This window comes from Brevibacterium metallidurans (assembly GCF_037101285.1).
GTDB lineage: Bacteria > Actinomycetota > Actinomycetes > Actinomycetales > Brevibacteriaceae > Brevibacterium > Brevibacterium metallidurans.
Window position 1 is genome coordinate 16192 of record NZ_BAAAAF010000020.1, and the last position, 19092, is coordinate 35283.

Below are 19092 nucleotides of genomic sequence, written 5' to 3' on the forward strand. Positions count from 1 at the left end.
TCCGATCAGGCCTCGTTCGACTCCGTGAGCAGGTAGTCGCGCAGGTGCGGGATGACGATCCGCACGAGGCCGTGCGCGGGCGCTTCGATGACGCCATGGGCGAGCAGCATGCGCCGGTAGTCGTTGGCCGTCTGCTTCTTCGCGCCGAGCCGCTCCGCGATCTCACCGGTGTGCGAGACCTCGGGATCCGCGGCCATGGCGGTGAGGTAGCGCCGGGCGCCGGGGGTCAGTGCGGCCAGGGTGGGTCCGTAGATCTGCTGGATGAGGATCTGCTTGGCTTCGTCGACGACCGCCGCGACATGGTCGACCGTGATGGTCTCGGCATCGGCGGCCTCGCGCCAGGCGAGGTCGCCGATGATCTGCACCATGTACGGGTAGCCGAGTGAGACCTTCGCACCGAGGTCGAGCGCCGCATCGTCGAATCCTTTGCCTGCTTCTTCGGCCGGGAGCCTGAGGGCGAGCGCCGTCTCCTCCGGGTTGAAGCTGCCGAGGTTGATCCGGTTCGCCCGGCGCAGGAACGTCGAGACCTCGTCGTTGACGATGGTGTCGATGCTCGCGGGCAGTCCCGCCGCGACGAACGCCAAGGGCGCCTCCTGGGACATCGCATACGCGACGGCGTCGGTGACGGCGCGGAACTCGTCGAGGTTCGAGCGGTGGACTTCGTCGAGGGCGATGACGAGCCCGGTGTCATGGGCGTCGAGGAGTTCGAGCACAGCCATGAGGTGGTGCCGGAAGTCAGGCTGGAGGGCGCTCGTCGTCTCGGTGCGCGTGGTCAGTCCGCCCAATCCGGCGGGAAGGGTCAGACCGACGAGCTTCGACCGGGTCGTCTCATGGGCGTCGTGGGCTTCGAGTGCTTCGGGCAGCCGCGCGCCGGTGAGGCGTTCGACGAATCCCGGGGAGGCCTGCTCGCGCACGGTGATCCACTGCCGGGATTCGGCGACGTCGTCGAAGATGTTGAGCAGGACGGTCTTCCCCACGCCGCGCTGTCCGGTGACGAACACGGTGCGACCGGTGCCGCCTCGTTGGTCGAGGGCACGGGCGAACGCGTTGACCTCGGCCTGGCGGCCGACGGCCACCGGCGGGGTGGTGCCGAATCCGGGCCGGTACGGTGATTCGCGATTGCTCGCCGAGGCGGGCGGGATGATGATCGTCATGCGTTCTCCTCACCTGTCAGGCAGTCGTCGGACAGATAGCGCCGTCGTCGAGCTTCACTGCTCGATCCGTATATTACCGTATCCTCCGTATTTGCCGTACAGTACCGTGCGAAGTGGGGATGCGCCGCAGCCGTGCGCCTGCGTGGGTGGCCACTCACCACAGTTCAGCTCCCCCGGCCGTGACAAGATGGGACCAGCTCGACGCTGCGCACCGACCACCCCCTGGACGAAGCGCCTTGGCCGAGCATCTCCGATACCGACTGACGGGAGCGATGCATGGACCGGATCAAGCTCTGGGAGCCCAGCGCCGAGCGGATCGACGGATCACAGATCCGGGCGTACATGTCCTGGCTCAGGGACACCCACGGCGTCGTAACCGACAGCTTCGACGAACTCCACCGGTGGAGTATCGAGAACATCGACGACTTCTGGGACACGATCTGGACCTACTTCGCTGTCATCGGCGACCGCGGCGACGGTCCGGTGCGCGAGGGCACGTCGATCTCGAACACCCGCTGGTTCCCGGGCGCACGACTCAACTACGCGGAGAACCTCCTCCGCCACGCCGATTCGACCCCCGACGCCGAGGCGGTGATCGGACTCCATGAGACCGGCGAACGAGAGAGCCTCACCTGGTCCGAACTGCGCGCCCAGGTCGCCTCGCTCAGCCGACATCTGCGCGAGATCGGTGTCCGACCCGGCGACACGGTCGCCGCCGTCCTGCCGAGCCTCATCCAGACGCCGGTGGCCATGCTCGCGACTGCCAGCCTCGGCGCGATCTGGTCGGTCGTCAACACCGACTTCGGGGTCGACGGCATCGCCGACCGCTTCGCGCAGATCGAACCGAGCCTCCTGTTCACCGTCGACACCCACGAGTTCAACGGTGAGCACCGCGACCAGCTGCCGCAGCTGCCCGCGATCCTCGACGCCCTGCCGACGGTGCGCCACCACATCCTCGTCGACTCCGCCGGCAGCGCCCCCGACACCGCGGTGCGCGATGACCTGCGCGTCCCGAGCTCGGTCTACAGCGAGATCGTCGCAACCCCGTCCGACCCGGCGTTCGAGCCCGTCGACTTCTCCCACCCGCTGTGGGTGCTCTACTCATCCGGCACGACCGGCAAACCGAAGGGCATCGTCCACTCCCACGGCGGCGTCGTCCTCGAATCTCTCAAAGCCAACGCCCTCCACTACGACGTCCGCCCCGGCGACCGAGTGCACTTCGCGGTGTCGACGACGTGGATGGTGTGGAACCTCATGGTCGATGCGATGATGCGCGGGGCGACGATCATCACCTACGACGGTGCCCCGACCTGGCAGCGCCCGGACCGGCACCTCGCGATCTGCAGTGAGGAGCGGGCCACCCTGTTCTGTGCGGGAGCGGCGATCCTCTCCATCGGTGCCCGCGCCGGCACGGTGCCCAAGGACGATCTCGACTTCACGCCGCTGCGCACGATCCTCTCCACCGGGTCTCCCCTGCCGTCGGAGACCTGGAGGTGGGCGTACGAGTCCATCAAGTCCGATATGCTCGTCGGCTCGGACTCCGGGGGCACCGACGTCGCCTCGGGGATCCTCGGGTCGAACCCGTTCGACGCGGTGTGGCTCGGCGAGCTTCAGGCACCCTACCTCGGCGTCGATGCGCGCACCGTCGACGAGCACGGGAAGACCGTGATCGGGGAGGTCGGTGAGCTCGTCATCGCCGCCCCCATGCCGTCGATGCCGGTGATGTTCTGGAACGACCCCGACGGCGCGAAGTACCGGGCCGCGTACTTCGACGACTTCGATGGGCTGTGGCGGCAGGGCGATTGGGCGACGACGATTCCCGGCGGCGGGTACGTCATCCACGGGCGGTCGGACGCGACGATCAACCGCGGCGGCATCCGCATGGGATCGGCCGACATCACCGAGGTCGTCGACGCCGTCCCGGGAGTCGCCGAGTCGATGGTCATCGGCGCCGAACTCGACGGCGGCGGGTACCACATGCCGCTGTTCGTCGTTCCCACCCCCGGCCAGGAGGTCGACGAAGTGCTGAGAACGGCAATCACCGAGGCGATCCGCACCCGGGTCTCCCCGCGCTACGTTCCCGACGCGATCATCCAGGCTCCCGGGATTCCGCGCACTCGCACCGGCAAGATCATGGAGGTCCCGATCAAACGGGTCTTCCAGGGCGGTGACCCGGCAGCGGTCAACCGGACCACGGCGACCGACCCTGCCATCGTCGACTGGTTCGTCGACTACGCGCACGCGTTCGCCCAGGAGCAGCAGGCGCGCTGAGCGCCGACCCGCAAGACGCCGGCACGGTCAACCGACACAAGCACGGCCAATTCACCGTGCTCGTGTCGGTTAACCGTGCTTGTGTCGGTTAACCGTGCTTGTGTCGGTTCACCGTGCCGGTGCCGGCTCATTCGACCGTGAAGTCGCGCGCGTGGAGGCCCGTGGCGCTGCCGGGGATCGCGGGGCGGCGGTCGGAGATCTGGACGTTGCCGTCCTTGTCGATCGCCCGCACGGTCACCGTGTGCGAACCGGGGCTCACCCCGGTGAGGTCGATGCGCCACTGCCGCCACGTATCGACGTTGAGCTCCTCGCTCAGCTGCGCCGTCTGCCAGTCGCCTTCGTCGAGGCGCACCTGCACCTGCTCGATCCCGGTGTGCTGCGCCCAGGCCATGCCCGCGGCGACGACTCTCCCGCCGTCGGCGCGCACCCGCACACCGGAGCGCGGCACATCGACGCGGGAGGCGACGAGGACAGGTCCGTGCGTCGACCACCCCCGCGTCGTCCAATACGCCTGCTTGTCCGCGAACCGGGTGACCTCGAGGCTCGTCACCCATTTCGTCGCCGAGACGAATCCGTAGAGCCCGGGCACGACGAGACGGGCAGGGAACCCGTGGTCCCTCGGCAGCGGCTTCCCATTCATCCCGACCGCGAGGAGGGCGGCCCGATCATCGGTGAGGACCTCGAGCGGAGTCGAGGCGGTGAACCCGTCGTCGGAACCCGAGAGCACCATGTCCGCCCGGGCCGTCGGGCCCGCCCGTGCCAGCAGCTCCCTGATGGGATAGCCCAACCACTTGGCGTTGCCGATGAGGTCACCGCCCACCTCGTTCGACACGCACGTCAGCGTCACATAGTGCTCCTCGAGCGGCAGCGCGAGCAGCTCCTCCATCGTCACCGTCACCTCCCGGTCGACCATCCCGTGGATCCGCAGCGACCACGACCCGGCGTCGAGAGCCGGGGGCACGAGGGCGGTGTCGATCCGGTAGAACTCGGAGTTCGCGGTGATGATCGGGGCGAGTGAGTCGATCTCGAGATCCGCGCCGTCCGGGATCGGCGGCGCCGAGGTGGCCGGCCGGGGCAGGACGAACTGTGCGACCGCTCCCGCCGCGTTCCGGGCGAGCACCGCGGCCGACTGCCCGGCAGCGATCGCCGCGACTCCGATCGCTCCGAGTCCGGCGGCGATGCCGAAGAAGAGCCGCCGGTCGGGTCCGTTCGTCTCCTCGGCTCTGCCGTCCGGAGCCTCGCTCGTGCCAGCCAGGCCGTCGGTCGTGACCCCTGCCGTGAGGATCCGCGACGCCTGCGCATCACGGGCCGTCGGGGCGGGTGCTGCCGTCGGCGCCGGTGCTTCGTCCACCTCGGCGAGGCGGAGGAGCCCGAGGTAGGTCGCGCAGCCGAGCACGATTCCGACGACGGCGGGAACCATTCCTGCCGGCGATCCCCCGGTGGTGAACTGGAGGACGATCGGCAGCGCGCCGAATCCGGCGAGGAGGACGAGGGAGAGGCTGCGCCGTCGCATGCCGATCCACCCGATGAGCCCGCCGATCACCACCCCGACCACGGCGATCGTGATGACGAGGGCGAGTTTGTCGTTCGTGCCGAACACGGCGATGGCCGCTTTGATCAGCGGGGTGGGCACGAGCGGGATGACCGTCTGCCCGAGGACCAGCAGCGGCGCCGAGGTGAGTGCGAGGACCCCGGCGAGGAACTCCGATGCCCCGAAGTAGACGAGCGCGGCCACCGCACCGGCGGTCGAGGTGAGGAGCGGGCGGCGATCACGCATGGCTCAGGCCAAACGCCGGCGAAGGTCGACGGCCGCTTCGAGCAGCCGGCTGAGGATCCGCTCCCCGCCTTCAGGCTCGAGCGCGTGCGCACGCCTCATGCCGGTCTCGATGAGGACGACGACCTGATCGGCCAGGGACTGGTCGCCGACGTCGGGCACGGCCCGACCGTCGGAGCCGATCGAGGAGATCTCAGCGAGCGCCTCGGCGATGGCCTGCCTGCGGGGCACCGTCGCCCCCTCCCCCGGCCGAGCGAGCTGGGTGGGGGTGAGGCCGATGATGCGCACACGCAGACGGCGGACCTCGGTCTCGAGGTCCGCCGTCGTGTCGTTCATGACTCCATCATAGGCGCGGTGCCGCGCCCCAGCGTCAGTTCCTGAAGTAGGAGATGAGGCGCAGGATTTCGAGGTAGAGCCAGACGAGGGTGGTCATGAGCGAGAACGCGCACAGCCACGAGTACTTCTCGGGGATGCGCTGCTTGACGCCCTCTTCGATCATCTGGAAGTCGGCGATGAGGGTCATCGCGGCGAGCACGGTGGCGACGATGCCGATGATGACGCCCAGCGGCATGGTCATGCCGAAGAGGGTGATCTCGACCGAACGCGCGCCGCCGGTGCCGGTGAACATCGCGACGCCGAAGTTGATGAGCGAGAAGACGGCGTAGCCGCCGACGGCGATCATCATGAACTTCATCATCTTCGAGCCGTAGCGCACGCCCTTGAACTTGAAGAGGGCGAGCATGACGCCGAAGACGCAGAGGGTCGCGAGCACGGCCTGGAGGACGATCCCGGAGTAGCGGGCCTCGAAGATTCCGGAGATGCCGCCGAGGAAGACTCCCTGGAACGCGGCGTAGCCGATGATGAGCGCCTTGTTCGGTTCGCGCTTGAACGCGTTGACGAGGCCGAGGACGAGACCGATGAGCATCGCCGGGAAGGCGAGCACGGGCACGAACCAGCCGAGGACGGCGCCGGCGAGGAGGATCGCGAAGAGCACGCCCGTCTTCATCATGACGTCGTCGTAGGTCATCGCGCGGTCGTCGACGGGACGACCGGTGTTGCGGTTCTCAGCGGCCGGCTGGTTGAACAGGTCGTTGAGCTGCTGATCGGACATGACGGGCGCCTGGTTGCGTCCCGCCTGGACACCTTCGCGGATGGTGCGGTCCATCATGGGGTTACTCACGGTCGAGATCCTTTCGATCTGAGTAGAGAGTTCGCGCAGACCCTGGTCCGCGCGATTCGAACATCACGCACAAGTCTATCCGGATCGCCTGGATGGACACTGAGATCGCAGGTCCGGCGCCGACAGCGTTGCACGATCGTAACGCGGGAGGTTCGCCTGGAATTCCCCGCCGAGGCGGTCGGGCGGGGGCAGGTCACGGTTCGACCGCCTCGGCGAGGGATCGGATCCGTGGATCCGCGGTCGATCAGTTCATCTGGTAGGTCATGGCGGCACCGGGACCCCACGGGATGCCGGTGAACCACCAGAGGAAGAAGAGCAGCCCCCAGAAGACGAACATCGCGAACGAGAGCGGGATGGTGAAGGAGAGCAGGGTGCCGATGCCGGCGTCCTTCTTGTAGCGCTGGATGAAGCCCAGGACGACGACGAAGTACGGCGACATCGGGGAGATGATGTTCGTCGTCGAATCGCCGATCCGGTAGAGGGCCTGCGTCGTCTCCGGGGAGATCGACAGAAGCATGAACATCGGCACGAGGACCGGGGCCATGAGCGTCCACAGCCCCGAACCCGAGGTGAGGAAGAGCGCCCCGAGGGCCACGAGCAGCCACCCGCCGAGGAGGATGACGAACGTCGAGGTGTCGAGGTTGCCGAAGAACTCCGCACCCCTGATCGCGAGGATCTCGCCGAGGCTGGACATCTTGAACAGCGCGAGGAACTGGCTGGCGGCGAAGAAGAGGACGATGACGGGGACGAAGGGCAGCAGGCCCTTGCCCATCATCTCGGGGATCTCGGTGATCTTCGTGATCGATCCGGTGGCGTAGCCGTAGACGATGCCGACGATGAAGAAGCCGAAGCCGATGATCGCGGCGATCCCGGCCATGAGACCGGACTCGGGGCCGAAGCCGCCGGCCTCGTCCCGGAGGAACGAATCAGCGGGGAAGGCGAGGGCGAAGAGGATGCCCGCGCACACGACGATGGTGAGCACGGCGAAGAGGACTCCCCGCTTCTCCTTGGCGTCGAGGGCCATCTTCACGTCGAAGGCCTCGGGGTCGTCCTCATCGAGGGGGTCGAGGGTCATCTGGTCCGCGCGCTTGGACAGCAGGAGCTCGGTGACCAGGGTGATGGCGCCGGCGACGACGAACATCGAGACGAAGTTGAAGTAGAAGTTCGCGACCGGGCTGACGACGTAGTCGGGGTCGATGATCTGCGCCGCCGAGGTGGACAGGCCACCGAGGACGGTGTCCATCGCGTTGACCATGGGAGCTGCGGAGTACCCGCCCGAGGTCGCCGCGTAGGCGACGATGCAGCCGAGCATCGGGTTGCGTCCCACGGCGCGGAAGGCGAGTCCGCCGAGGGGGATCATGATCATGTACGAGGCGTCGGAGGCGATCGACGAGGCGGTGCCGGCCAGGGCGACGATGAAGGTGATCCACCTCGGCGAGGCCCCGGCGATCGTCCCCCGCAGCATCGCCGGGATGAGTCCCGACTGCTCGGCGACGGCGACGCCGAGGAGGACGATGATGACCAGGCCCAACGGCGGGAAGGTGACGAAGTTCGTCACCGCTCCCCCGACGATCGCGCGCAGCGATTCGGTGGTGAAGAGGTTCGTCACCGTCACCGTCTCCCCCGTGGCGGGGTTGACGGCGTTCAGTCCCGTCGCGGAGAAGATCGCGGAGAGGACCATGACGATGACGGCGAGGGAGAGGAAGAGCCAGAACGGGTGGGGCAGCTTGTTGCCGGCCTTCTCGATGACGACGAGGACTCTCATCAGCCAGCTGAGTCGGTCGGGGGAATTCGACGTCGTGCCGGTCTCGGCGGTCGTGGTCGACATGGGTGCTCCTCGGTCGGTGCGGCGGTGCTGAGTGCTGATGCATTGTGCTCGGCGACTATGCCCCTGACCTGGCGGGTCATGTGAGCGCAGTCACTGAGAAAGATACCAGCATACTGACAGCCGAAGTTGCGTCGAAGAGATCTTGCATCGTGGTCGGACCCGGTGCCCGGAGACGACGATGCCGGCCACACCCGAAGTGTGGCCGGCATCGTTCAGCCGTGCTGATGAGGAGTCGCTGTGCGGTCGGCCTCAGCGTTCGAAGTCGCCGCGGATGAACGCTTCGACCGCCTCGTGGGCGGAGTCGTCGCTCTGCTGCTCGGGAGGCGACTTCATGAAGTACGAGGAGGCGGAGATGAGCGCACCGCCGATGCCGCGGTCGAGGCCGATCTTCGCGGCGCGGACGGCGTCGATGATGACACCGGCCGAGTTCGGCGAATCCCACACCTCGAGCTTGTACTCGAGCGAGACGGGGGCGTCGCCGAAGTTGCGACCCTCGAGGCGGACGAAGGCCCACTTGCGGTCGTCGAGCCATTCGACGTAGTCGCTCGGGCCGATGTGGACGTCGCGGGCGGCGAGCTCGGCCTGGGTGTTCGAGGTCACCGCCTGGGTCTTCGAGATCTTCTTCGACTCGAGGCGCTGGCGCTCCAACATGTTCTTGAAGTCCATGTTGCCGCCGACGTTGAGCTGGTAGGTGCGGTCGAGGACGACGCCGCGGTCCTCGAAGAGCTTCGCCATCACCCGGTGGGTGATGGTCGCACCGATCTGCGACTTGATGTCGTCGCCGACGATGGGCACGCCGGCGGCACGGAACTTCTCGTCCCATTCCTTCGTCCCGGCGATGAACACGGGCAGGGCGTTGACGAAGGCGACCTTCGCGTCGATCGCGGCCTGCGCGTAGTACTCGGTGGCCTCCTGCGAACCGACGGGCAGGTAGCAGACGAGGACGTCCGCCTCGGCGTCGCGCAGGGCCTGGGCGACGTCGACGGGGTCGGTGTCGGATTCGACGATCGTGTCGCGGTAGTACTGGCCGAGGCCGTCGAGGGTGGGGCCGCGCTGGACGCTCACACCGGTCGGGGGCACCTCGGCGATGGTGATGGTGTTGTTCTCACTGGCGGTGATCGCCTCGGCGATGTCGGTGCCGACCTTCTTGCCGTCGACGTCGAAGGCGGCGACGAATTCGATATCACCGACGTGATAGTCCCCGAATTCCACGTGCATGAGTCCGGGAACCTTCGTTCCTGAGGCCGCATCCCGGTAGTACTCCACACCCTGGATCAGGGACGACGCGCAGTTGCCGAGGCCGGCAATGGCGACTCGAATCTTCTTCGTTCCCACGAATTCTCCTTCAGTCCTCTCGGGTCTCCCCGGGTGCCGGGTCGCCCCGGCGATGTCCGCGTGCGCGCGGACTCGATTTTCCATCTTAGTGACCTCGTCAAAACCGCGGAACGGGTGTCCGCGGCCCTCGATCAGCTGACGACGAGCGGTTCGAGCACGAGGTCGGGGTGGTTCTTCTCCACGCCCTGCAGTCGCCACCGGTCGGAGAACAGGGCGAGGAGTTCGCCGTCGGAGCGGCTGAGCACCTCGACGTTGCGCTCACGGGCGAGCGTCGGCACGGATTCGGGTGTCGTGCGCCGGGCGAGGGAGAAGTTCAGCCGCTCGAGCGTACACGGGGCGTTGAATTCGTTCGTCATCCGATCCTCGGCGACTTCGAACTGCATGGGACCCACGGCCCCGAGCACGGGCGCCTGGTCGCCGCGCAGGTCGGAGCGCAGCACCTGGATGACGCCTTCGTGGTCGAGCTGTTCGATGCCGCGGCGGAACTGCTTGTACTTCGAGGAGTCCTTCGCGCGGATGACCATGAAGTGCTCGGGCGAGAACGTCGGGATCCCGGGGAACTCGACCTTCCTGTCCAGGTAGAGGGAGTCGCCGACGCGCAGGGCGCTCGCGTTGACGAGGCCGACGACGTCTCCGGGGAAGGCCTCGTCGACGACGTCGCGGTCACGGCCGAAGACCTGCTGGGCGTACTTCGTCGCGAACGGCTTGCCGGTGCCGGCATGGGTGAGGACGCTGCCGCGTTCGAAGACTCCGGAGCACACGCGGATGTAGGCGAGACGGTCGCGGTGGTTGGAGTCCATGCCGGCCTGGACCTTGAAGACGAAGCCGGAGAACGGGGCGGCGACGTCGCGCGGTGCGCTGTCCTTGTCCTCGCGGGCCTCGGCGGCTGGGGCGAGGTCGACGAGGGTGTCGAGGAGTTTGTGGATGCCGAAGTTGAGCACCGCCGAGGCGAACATCACCGGGGTCGACTTCCCGGCCAGGAACGTCTCCTGGTCGTGGTTCTGCTCCTCCATGTCGAGGAGTTCGGATTCGTCGACCGCGGTCGCCCAGGCGTCGCCTTCGAGCTCGGCGGCGGCGTCGGCGGCGAAGGTCTCCTCGCCGGCGATCGTCGCTCCGCCGTCGGTGCGCGTGTACTTCGTGTACTCACCCGTGATCCGGTCGAGGACGCCGCGGAAGTCGCCGGACTGTCCGACCGGCCACGTGATCGGGGTGGGCAGCAGACCCGTGCGCGCCTGCACCTCGTCCATGAGGGCGAGCGCGTCGAGGCCGGGACGGTCCCATTTGTTGACGACGGTGATGATCGGGATGCCCCGGTGCGCACAGACTTCGAAGAGCTTCATCGTCTGCGACTCGAGGCCCTTGGCGGCGTCGATGAGCATGACCGCGCAGTCGACGGCGGAGAGCACCCGGTAGGTGTCCTCGGAGAAGTCGGCGTGGCCGGGGGTGTCGACGAGATTGAACACGGCGTCGCGGTACTCGAACTGGAGGGCGGCCGAGGAGATCGAGATCCCGCGGTCCTGCTCCATCTGCATCCAGTCGGAGACGGTGGCGCGGCGTCCGGCCTTGCCGTGAGTGGCGCCGGCCTGACCGATCGCGCGGGCGTGGAGGGCGAGCGCCTCGGTGGTCGTGGATTTGCCCGCGTCGGGGTGGGAGATGACGGCGAACGTGCGACGGCGCGCCGCCTGCGTCCGGATCTCCTTATCAGAATGTTGGCCAGAAGTCACCAAAGTATCCTACCGCCGATCGTCGCCGGGATCCCTGTCCGATCAGTCACAGTCGCTGGGGTCCTGCGTCGGTGCCGCCGAGGCGGTGGCGGCGTCGCGGAAGCTCACTGCGAATGCCCGGATGCTCGGTCTGCTTCCAGCGAGTTGCCGAACTGGGTGTCTATGCTGAGTGTCGATGACTGAGGAATATGTTGACTACGCCGGCCGGTCGGAGCCGAAGGAGCGGTGGCTCAAAGCCCTGCCGCTCATCATCGCAGGGGTCCTCGGAGTGCCGCTACTCGGCATGGCGATCCTCTTCTCCCTGTCGATTGCCCAGATCACCAAGTACATCTTCGACCTCGGGACATCGGGGTGGGAGGCCGCGGGTCTCGTCCTGCTCAGCCTCTCCGGCGCATTCTGCGTCATCGCCTACCTCGTCTGCCTCTTCGTCGGGTCACGGCGTCGCACGTGGCGGTGGCGCATCTGGTGGGCGGCCGGCGCCTTCCTCGCCGCCGGAGCGATTCCGATCTGGGCACTGATCGATTGGCTCATCAACGGTTCGCCGACGTAGTGCGCGCCCGCTCCGCGCAGACCCCGCCGGCACGGCACCCAGGGTCGCAATGTCGAAGGCACCTCCAGCTGCACGCCTTCCACGCACCTCTATGTCCTGCCCTGAGCGACAATTCCCGCCCCGCGCCTCTGATCGCACGTCCGGCTTCGCATGCCGCACCCGCAGCGCGACGTCCTCCGTCTGCACGGGGATGATCCGGCGTTCCAGGTGCTACACGCCCGAAACCGCCCGCACTCGCGCCCCGAAGCGACCTACAGCTGGGCGAGGGCCTTCGCGATGCGCTTCTCGGAGACCGGGTGCGTCGTGCCCAACGCGTTCGCGTACAGGCTCACCCGCAGCTCCTCGAGTTGGACGAGGACGTCACGCCACGAGCGCGGCACCGACACGAGCCAGCGATCCCACGCCGCCTGCCCCAGTCCCGGGAAGCGGGTGCCGATCTTCTTCGCCACCGCCTCGGCGCTGCCCGTCACCCGGTCCATGAGCTGGCGATCACGCATCGGGGAATCGACCATCGCTCCGATGCGCACCTTCTCGGCCTCCACCCACTTCGGCAGCGCCGCCACCATCTGCGGCGTCATCGCCGCGATCGCCTCCGCACTGATCCGCGAGGCCGACCATGCCTGGACATCGGCGAGATTGGACAGGATCGCCAACGACGATGACTTCCCGACGAGCTTCTCGAGCTCGGTGGCCCGTCGCAGGGCCGTGACGAGAGACGGCAGGAGCTTCGTCGCCGCCTCGGTCAGCTGCGCGTTCACCGCCGACTGCAGGCGAGCGAACTCTCCCTCATCGGCCAACCACGCGGCTTCCGCCGGCCCGGTCTCCGCTTCGACGATCCCTCGGACGCTCGCACGGACGAGGGCGGAGAGCAGTTCGTCCGCACGCTTCTGATGCCCGGCGAGAACGAGCTTCTCCTCCGTCGTCAGCCCATCGCGCAGGTACTTCAGCGCCTCGGCCGTGCGCAGGGTGAGCAGGGTGATGACGGCCTCCCGGCTCGCGATCCGCGCCTGCCCGGCCGTGTCGAAGGCAACGAGGTCGACGCTCGACCCGCGGTCGGCAAGCCCCGGTACGAGTCCCGCCTCGGCGGTGTCGGGATCGGGCAGCTCCCCGAGACTCCACGAGGTCAGCCCACGCTTCTCAGCGAACGCCGACGCCTTCGCTCTCGCCTTCTTCACCTGCGGTTTCGCCCGCGTCGTCAACGCGCTGAGGTCCTCACCGAGGCCGACGGTCCTCGTCCCGTCGACAAGCCGGAAGCGGATGCGCAGGTGGGGCGGGATGCGGTCGCGGTCGAAGTCCGCCGCACTCACGGTGATCGGCACGAGATCCTGCAGGCCTCCCCCGCCGGCCCGCTCGCTCAGATGCGCGGCAAGGACCTCGGGCAGGCTTCCCTGATATGGGGTAAGAGAGGGCAGGAGGTCCCGGGCGACGTCGGGGGCCGGCACGAAGTAGCGCCTCTTGCCCTTCGGCAGCGAACGGATGTAAGCGGCGACGAGCTCCTCACGCAGGCCCGGGACCTGCCAGCTGAACTCGTCGGGGTCGACGAGGGCCACCGCCTCGGCGGGGATCTCCACGGTCACCCCGTCCTCGGTCGAGCCGGGGTCGAACGAATACCGCAGCTTCGCGCTCGACCCGTCGGACAGCTCCCATTCCATCGGGTAGTCCTCGGCCACCGAGGCGGTCAGCGACTCGCTGTCGTCGCTGAGCAGCACCGAGGTGGTGAGGTCGAGCAGGTGCGGGTCGCGCTTCTTCTGCCCCTTCCACCACGACCTGAGGTCCGCCGCCGAGGTGATCGTGGCGGGAATCCGCGCATCGAAGAAGTCGAAGAGGGCATCGTCCTGGTCGAGGACCCGACGGTTGCGGGTACGGGAGGCGAGCTCCTCGGCTTCCTCGATGACCTCGGCGTTGTGTTCGAGGAAGCCGAACCGCTCCCGCCAGTCGCCGTCGATGAGGCCGTTGCGGATGAGCATGTCCCGCGCCGCAGCGGCATCGATCGCCCCGTAGCCGACCCGGCGGTCGCTGATGAGCGTGACGCCGAAGAGCGAGATCTTCTCGTACACCATCGCCGCCCCGGCCGTCCTCGACCAGTGCGGCTCCGAATGCTGCCGGGTGACCAGCGGGCCTGCGGCATCGACGACCCACTCGGGGTCGATCGCGGCGACCGTGCGCGCCCACAGCCGCGAGGTCTCGACGAGTTCGGCGGCCATGACGAAGTCCGGGTTGACCTTGAACAGGCCCGATCCGGGGAAGATCGCGAACCGGGTGCCGCGCGCACCCTGGTAGTCCTTGTGACGCTCCGACCGCGAACCGATCATCGACAGCAGACCCGTGAGCAGGGCACGGTGGATCGCCACGGCAGTCGGGTCGAGCTTCATCGCCGCGGCGTCCGCGCCGCGACCGGCCTCGACGCCGCCGCGGGCCTTCGTCGTCTGCTTCTTCGCGGCGGTGATCTCGGCGAAGCCGATCTTCCCCTGGCCGTTCGTCTGCGGTGTCGTCTCCTGCCTCGCCGAGGCGGTCCCCCCGCGCCGACCGTTCCTGTCCTGACCGTCCCGGCCCCCACCTCGGCGGGAGGCATCGCCGGGAGAGCGGTCGCCTAGCTCGTCGACGGTCTGCCGCCAGCTCGAGCGTTCGACGCGGATGCCTGCGGAGCCGAGGAGGGAGCGGAGCTGGCCGACGAGGTCCTGCCATTCGCGGATGCGCACGAAGTTGAGGAACTCGGCCTTGGCCTGGCGGCGGAACTTCGACGACGACATCGCCGCCTGCGAGTCCTCGAGGTAGTTCCACAGGTTGAGGTAGGAGAGGAAGTCGCTGCCGCGGTGGACGAAGCGGGCGTGCTTCTCATCGGCGGCGGCACGCACCTCGGCGGGGCGCTCTCGGGGGTCCTGGATGGACAGGGCGGCGACGATGACGAGGACCTCTCCCCCGACCCCCGCCTCGGCGCCGGCGATGACCATGCGCGCCAGCCGCGGATCGATGGGCAGGACGGAGAGCTTCCGACCGATCGGGGTGACCCGGATCGTGCCGGTCGGATCGCTCTCGAGGGCACCGAGCTCGGCGAGCAGCGTCCGCCCGTCGCGGACGGCCTTGGCGTCCGGTGGGGTGAGGAACGGGAAGCCGAGGATCTCCTCGTCGCTGGAGGCGAAGCCGAGGTCGGCCATCTGGAGGATGACGCTGGCGAGGTTCGTGCGCAGGATCTCCGGGTCGGTGAACTCGGGTCGGGACTCGAAGTCGGCCTCCGAGTACAGGCGGATGCAGATGCCTTCGCTCGTGCGCCCGGAGCGGCCCTTGCGCTGGTTCGCACTCGCCTGGGAGATGCGTTCGATGGGCAGCCGCTGGACGCGGGTGCGGTTGGAGTACCGGGAGATGCGGGCGGTGCCGACGTCGATGACGTACTTGATGCCCGGGACCGTCAGCGAGGTCTCCGCGACGTTGGTGGCGAGCACGATGCGCGGGCGCGTGTGCGGCTTGAACACCTTCTGCTGCTCCCCGGCGGAAAGTCTGGCGAAGAGCGGGATGACCTCCCAGTCGCGCATCCGCGGGCTCTTGCGCAGGTGCGCGTCGAGAGCGTCGGCGGTGTCGCGGATCTCCCGCTCCCCGGAGAGGAAGACGAGGATGTCGCCCGGATCCTCCGCGCTGAGTTCGTCGACGGCGGCGATGATGCCGTCGATCTGGTCCTCGACCCCGGTCTCATAGTCCCCGGACTCACCGGGGCCGTCGACGTCGTCGTCGCCGGGATCGTCGACCAGCGGTCGGTAGCGAACCTCGACGGGATACGTGCGGCCTTCGACCTCGATGATCGGGGCGTCGTCAAAGTGGGCGGCGAAGGATTCGGGGTCGATCGTCGCCGAGGTGATGATGATCTTGAGGTCGGGCCGTTTCCTCCGCACCTGACTGAGATAGCCGAGGAGGAAGTCGATGTTGAGGCTGCGTTCGTGCGCCTCGTCGATGATGATGACCTCGTAGTCACGCAGGAGCTTGTCGCGGGAGAGCTCGGAAAGCAGGATCCCGTCGGTCATGACCTTGATCCGGGTCTCGTCGGCGACCTGCGCGGTGAAGCGCACCTGGTAGCCGACAGTGCCGCCGAGGTCCTCGCCGAGTTCGTCGGCGATGCGTTCGGCGACCGTGCGGGCGGCGATCCGCCGCGGCTGAGTGTGCCCGATCATCCCCTCGACGCCGAGGCCGAGCTCGAGGCAGATCTTCGGCAGCTGCGTCGTCTTGCCCGACCCGGTCTCACCGGCGACGATGACGACCTGGTTGTCCCGGATCGCCTCGGCGATGACGTCCTTGGCCGCACTGACGGGCAGTTCCGGCGGATAGGTGACCTTGACCGGATGGGCGGCACGGGCCGCTTTCAGGCGGGCGCGCCGCTCACGATGCTCGGCTCCCGTGGTGCCCCGTCGGCCGCTGCGTCGCTTCGACCCGCCACGACGGGATCGGCCCTCGCCCCGACGCGCGTTGGCCTTCTCGCTGTGCGCGCGCTCACCGGCCTGAGGTCCGTCGGTCCGGGAGGATCTCTGCTGCTCGGCTCCGGCCGAGTTCTCTTCTGCCATCTCACCTCCCAGCTTATCGCCCGACGGGCATGCCTCAGCGCGGCCGGTGATCGCACCGCACCGCCCGTCAGCGCGTGCCGTCTGCGAGGTTGGTGAGCTTCGCGGTGTAGGCGGCCCAGTCGTGGTCCTCAGGCAGGTTCGGGTTCGCCTCGCCCAATCCCGCCTTGCCGTCGATGCCCTCACGGACGATGTCGATCTGCCCGAGATGTCGAGTGATGTCGATGAGGAGATGGACGACGATCTGGCCGAGGGTCACGCTCGCTGTGACCATCGGCCAGTGCGGGACCGTTCCGACCGCGTCGAGGGGCAGCTCCCGGATCGTCTCATCGCCGAAGGTGCGCACTCGTGCGTAGAACCCGAGGATGTCCTCCGTGGACTCATCGGCCGTCGCGTACCAGTCGGCTTGGGGGTCGGCGGTGATCTGCGCTGAGGTGATGAGCTCGTCAGGGTTTGGCCAGGGTCGGGAGAAGGTCTCTCCGAGGTATGTGTACTCGGTCTGAGCGATGTGCTTGACCGCGCCGAGGAGGTTGAACCCCGTCGGAGTCCGCGGCAGCCGCAGGTCCCGGTCGCTCAGCCCCTCGAGCTTCCACAGGATGTTCTGCTGCGTCCGCTTGAGCGCGGCGCGCAGATGGTCCTTGAGAGCGTCGTCGTCGGCCATGGTCTCAGTGTGCCTCAGATCCTCCGCTGTGTCTCAGCTCCACAGCGGCGAGAGTGCTTCGATGAGCTGCTGGACGCCGAGGATGAGGAAGAGCAGGGCGGTGATGCCCAGCGCGATGTTCGTGTGGACCTTGTTCGCCCACTGCTTGGGAATCCGCTTGCCGTTGAGCAGACCGAGGAGGGTGAGGGCGAGGAAGGGCATGAACAGGGCGCCGAGCACACCGTAGGCGAGGATGAGGCCGATCGGCTTGCCGAGGAGGAAGAGGATCATCGGCGGGAAGGTCAGCCACAGCAGGTAGAACTTGAAGTACTTGCCCCCGGTCATCGTGTCCGGGTGTCCTGCGGGCTTCTTGCGCATGTGGCCCCAGAAATCGGCGAACATGAGCGAGACGCCGTTCCACACGCCGATGATCGAGGAGAACGAGGCTGCCCAGAATCCGATGAGGAAGCCCACGCCGACGACATCGCCGTAGCGGTCCTTGAGCACCTGTGTGAGGTCGATGAGGCCGGCATCACCGGCGGAGAGCGAGACTCCGGCGGCCCGGACCACCTCGGCGCCGACGATGAGCATCGCGATGACGAAGATGCCGGTCATGACGTAGGCCATCGTGTTGTCGATGCGCATCACCCGCATCCACTTCGGGGTGATCCACCCCTTCTCCCGCAGCCAGTAGCCGTAGGCGGCGAGTGTGATCGTGCCGCCGACGCCGCCGGCGAGGGCGAGGGTGTAGATGATGCCGCCTTCGGGGATGAGCGGGATGAGACCGGAGAGGAGTTCCGGGATGTTGGGGGCGGCGATGACGGCGAGGCCGACGACGGTGACGAACATGATCCCGACGAGGACGGCGGTGATCCGCTCGAACACGGTGTACTTGCCGAGCCAGACCATGGTGAAGCCGGCGAGGCCCATGATGACGGCCCACACGGTCAGCGGCACCATCGGGAAGAGTGCGGCCAACGGCAGGGCCGCGGAGCTCATCGCGGTCGCGCCGTAGACGAAGCCCCAGATGATGATGTAGGGACCGAAGTACCACGTCGTCCACCGGCCGAGGCTGCGCCAGCCCTCGAAGATGGTCTTGCCGGTGGCCAGGGTGTAGCGTCCGGCACCCTCGACGAGGACGATCTTGAGGATGACGCCGACGATGACCGCCCAGAGCAGTGCGTAGCCGAACCGGCTGCCCGCCACGAGCGTGGCGACCATGTCCGCGGCTCCGACGCCGGTCGCGGCGACGACGAGTCCGGGGCCGACGACCTTCCACTTCGGCTTGCCCTCACCGTCGCCGAGGCGGTCGGGGCCGGTGTTCCCCGGCGAAGTGGGCGGCTGGTTCGGTCCCTCAGTCATGCGTCTCCTTTGTCGTCACGACCCGCTCGGGTCTCCAGTCATGCTACGACAGCGTGTGTCCGGGCCCACACGTCACCCCGGATCGCGGACACCGCCGGGCGGCGGGGCCCGCGAGACTGGCACGGACCGGAGGGCACGGACCGAGCAGGAAACGTCAGAAGAGTGTCGGTTGGCGTGTCCTCCTCTCTCGTGCCGGTGGAGGCGATGGTCGCCTCGGCGGGGCGGATTCGGCTTCCACTTCGATCCACCGGCAGATGACGGCAACGACATCGACCTGTTCCGTTGCGGTGAGTTCACGGCCGGCCGGGATGCCGTGGCTGTTCTGCAGGCAGGTGCGGCAGCACGTCGCCGTCGCATGCTGGGCGAGGAAGACCGGGTGCCCGTTCCACGGGGTCTGCTTGCCGTCGCGCGGCGGATTCTGCGGTGCCAGCCGGGAAGCGATGAAGTCCTGGGCGTGTTGTCTCACCGTGTCCATGCCGCGATCGGCGACGTAGTCGAGATCCGGTCCCCGGAGATGGAAGCGCGACCGGAACGGCGCCCGGGTGATGCGCCTGATCCGCTGGTCCAGCTGGTGATCGTCCATGATGAGGTGAGCGTATCTATAGGCACTGACGTAGAGAATGTTAAGGACGGGAGTCCGGTGTGACCCCGGCCCTGACTGCCCCACTCGCGTGGTGTCTTTCTCGTGATCTGTCCACCGACTCTCGTCATGACCCCCCAGCCGGACGGG

13 protein-coding genes are annotated in these 19092 nt (G+C 67.8%); 2 read left to right on the forward strand and 11 right to left on the reverse strand.

The window, feature by feature from the left end; translation table 11 throughout:
• Positions 1 to 5 precede the first annotated feature (5 nt).
• Entirely contained in the window at positions 6 to 1154 is a 1149-nt protein-coding gene (locus AACX88_RS16225) for a BREX system ATP-binding domain-containing protein (RefSeq protein WP_339393900.1), read from the reverse strand.
• A 276-nt stretch (positions 1155 to 1430) separates the two neighbouring features.
• Between AACX88_RS16225 and AACX88_RS16230 the strand changes: the two genes are divergently transcribed.
• Positions 1431 to 3425, forward strand: coding sequence for an acetoacetate--CoA ligase (locus tag AACX88_RS16230; protein WP_339393901.1), 1995 nt, complete (start codon positions 1431 to 1433; stop codon positions 3423 to 3425).
• Between the two features lie 127 nt (positions 3426 to 3552).
• Here the strand turns inward: AACX88_RS16230 and AACX88_RS16235 are convergent, their stop codons facing one another.
• The 6 genes from AACX88_RS16235 to AACX88_RS16260 all read right to left on the reverse strand — a co-directional run bounded on the left by AACX88_RS16235 (position 3553) and on the right by AACX88_RS16260 (position 11266).
• Positions 3553 to 5202: a molybdopterin-dependent oxidoreductase gene (locus AACX88_RS16235; RefSeq protein ID WP_339393902.1), complete on the reverse strand. Its 1650-nt coding sequence runs from the start codon at positions 5200 to 5202 to the stop codon at positions 3553 to 3555.
• A gap of 3 nt (positions 5203 to 5205) precedes the next feature.
• On the reverse strand, positions 5206 to 5535 hold the full coding sequence (locus tag AACX88_RS16240) for a hypothetical protein (protein ID WP_339393903.1): 330 nt from the start codon (positions 5533 to 5535) through the stop codon (positions 5206 to 5208).
• Positions 5536 to 5569: 34 nt separating this feature from the next.
• Complete coding sequence (locus AACX88_RS16245; protein WP_422614452.1) at positions 5570 to 6367, reverse strand: Bax inhibitor-1/YccA family protein; 798 nt, start codon at positions 6365 to 6367, stop codon at positions 5570 to 5572.
• 256 nt (positions 6368 to 6623) lie between these two features.
• On the reverse strand, positions 6624 to 8207 hold the full coding sequence (locus AACX88_RS16250) for an AbgT family transporter (protein WP_339393905.1): 1584 nt from the start codon (positions 8205 to 8207) through the stop codon (positions 6624 to 6626).
• A 249-nt stretch (positions 8208 to 8456) separates the two neighbouring features.
• Positions 8457 to 9542 carry an inositol-3-phosphate synthase gene (locus AACX88_RS16255; protein WP_339393906.1) on the reverse strand — a complete coding sequence of 362 codons (1086 nt, stop codon included), beginning with the start codon at positions 9540 to 9542 and terminating at the stop codon, positions 8457 to 8459.
• 131 nt (positions 9543 to 9673) lie between these two features.
• Entirely contained in the window at positions 9674 to 11266 is a 1593-nt protein-coding gene (locus AACX88_RS16260; protein WP_339393907.1) for a peptide chain release factor 3, read from the reverse strand.
• A 175-nt stretch (positions 11267 to 11441) separates the two neighbouring features.
• Here AACX88_RS16260 and AACX88_RS16265 point away from each other — a divergent pair, with 175 nt between their 5' ends.
• Positions 11442 to 11816 carry a hypothetical protein gene (locus tag AACX88_RS16265; protein ID WP_339393908.1) on the forward strand — a complete coding sequence of 125 codons (375 nt, stop codon included), beginning with the start codon at positions 11442 to 11444 and terminating at the stop codon, positions 11814 to 11816.
• A 251-nt stretch (positions 11817 to 12067) separates the two neighbouring features.
• Here the strand turns inward: AACX88_RS16265 and hrpA are convergent, their stop codons facing one another.
• The 4 genes from hrpA to AACX88_RS16285 form a co-directional block, all read right to left on the reverse strand.
• Positions 12068 to 16363, reverse strand: coding sequence for an ATP-dependent RNA helicase HrpA (hrpA, locus tag AACX88_RS16270; protein ID WP_339393909.1), 4296 nt, complete (start codon positions 16361 to 16363; stop codon positions 12068 to 12070).
• A 67-nt stretch (positions 16364 to 16430) separates the two neighbouring features.
• Positions 16431 to 17021, reverse strand: a complete 591-nt coding sequence (locus tag AACX88_RS16275) for a DinB family protein (protein WP_339393910.1) — start codon at positions 17019 to 17021, stop codon at positions 16431 to 16433.
• A gap of 33 nt (positions 17022 to 17054) precedes the next feature.
• A complete protein-coding gene (locus AACX88_RS16280; RefSeq protein ID WP_339393911.1) occupies positions 17055 to 18362 on the reverse strand; it encodes an Nramp family divalent metal transporter in 1308 nt (435 codons plus the stop codon).
• Between the two features lie 154 nt (positions 18363 to 18516).
• Entirely contained in the window at positions 18517 to 18945 is a 429-nt protein-coding gene (locus AACX88_RS16285) for a DUF4186 domain-containing protein (protein ID WP_339393912.1), read from the reverse strand.
• Positions 18946 to 19092 lie beyond the last annotated feature (147 nt).

What these genes read in the sequence shown, in the direction of transcription:
- AACX88_RS16225 (WP_339393900.1), bottom strand. Translation starts at nt 1,154, where the DNA reads ATGACGATCATCATCCCGCCCGCCTCGGCGAGCAATCGCGAATCACCG.
- AACX88_RS16250 (WP_339393905.1), bottom strand. Translation starts at nt 8,207, where the DNA reads ATGTCGACCACGACCGCCGAGACCGGCACGACGTCGAATTCCCCCGAC.
- AACX88_RS16230 (WP_339393901.1), top strand. Translation starts at nt 1,431, where the DNA reads ATGGACCGGATCAAGCTCTGGGAGCCCAGCGCCGAGCGGATCGACGGA.
- AACX88_RS16240 (WP_339393903.1), bottom strand. Translation starts at nt 5,535, where the DNA reads ATGAACGACACGACGGCGGACCTCGAGACCGAGGTCCGCCGTCTGCGT.
- AACX88_RS16265 (WP_339393908.1), top strand. Translation starts at nt 11,442, where the DNA reads ATGACTGAGGAATATGTTGACTACGCCGGCCGGTCGGAGCCGAAGGAG.
- AACX88_RS16285 (WP_339393912.1), bottom strand. Translation starts at nt 18,945, where the DNA reads ATGGACGATCACCAGCTGGACCAGCGGATCAGGCGCATCACCCGGGCG.
- AACX88_RS16275 (WP_339393910.1), bottom strand. Translation starts at nt 17,021, where the DNA reads ATGGCCGACGACGACGCTCTCAAGGACCATCTGCGCGCCGCGCTCAAG.
- AACX88_RS16280 (WP_339393911.1), bottom strand. Translation starts at nt 18,362, where the DNA reads ATGACTGAGGGACCGAACCAGCCGCCCACTTCGCCGGGGAACACCGGC.
- AACX88_RS16245 (WP_422614452.1), bottom strand. Translation starts at nt 6,367, where the DNA reads ATGATGGACCGCACCATCCGCGAAGGTGTCCAGGCGGGACGCAACCAG.
- hrpA (WP_339393909.1), bottom strand. Translation starts at nt 16,363, where the DNA reads ATGGCAGAAGAGAACTCGGCCGGAGCCGAGCAGCAGAGATCCTCCCGG.
- AACX88_RS16235 (WP_339393902.1), bottom strand. Translation starts at nt 5,202, where the DNA reads ATGCGTGATCGCCGCCCGCTCCTCACCTCGACCGCCGGTGCGGTGGCC.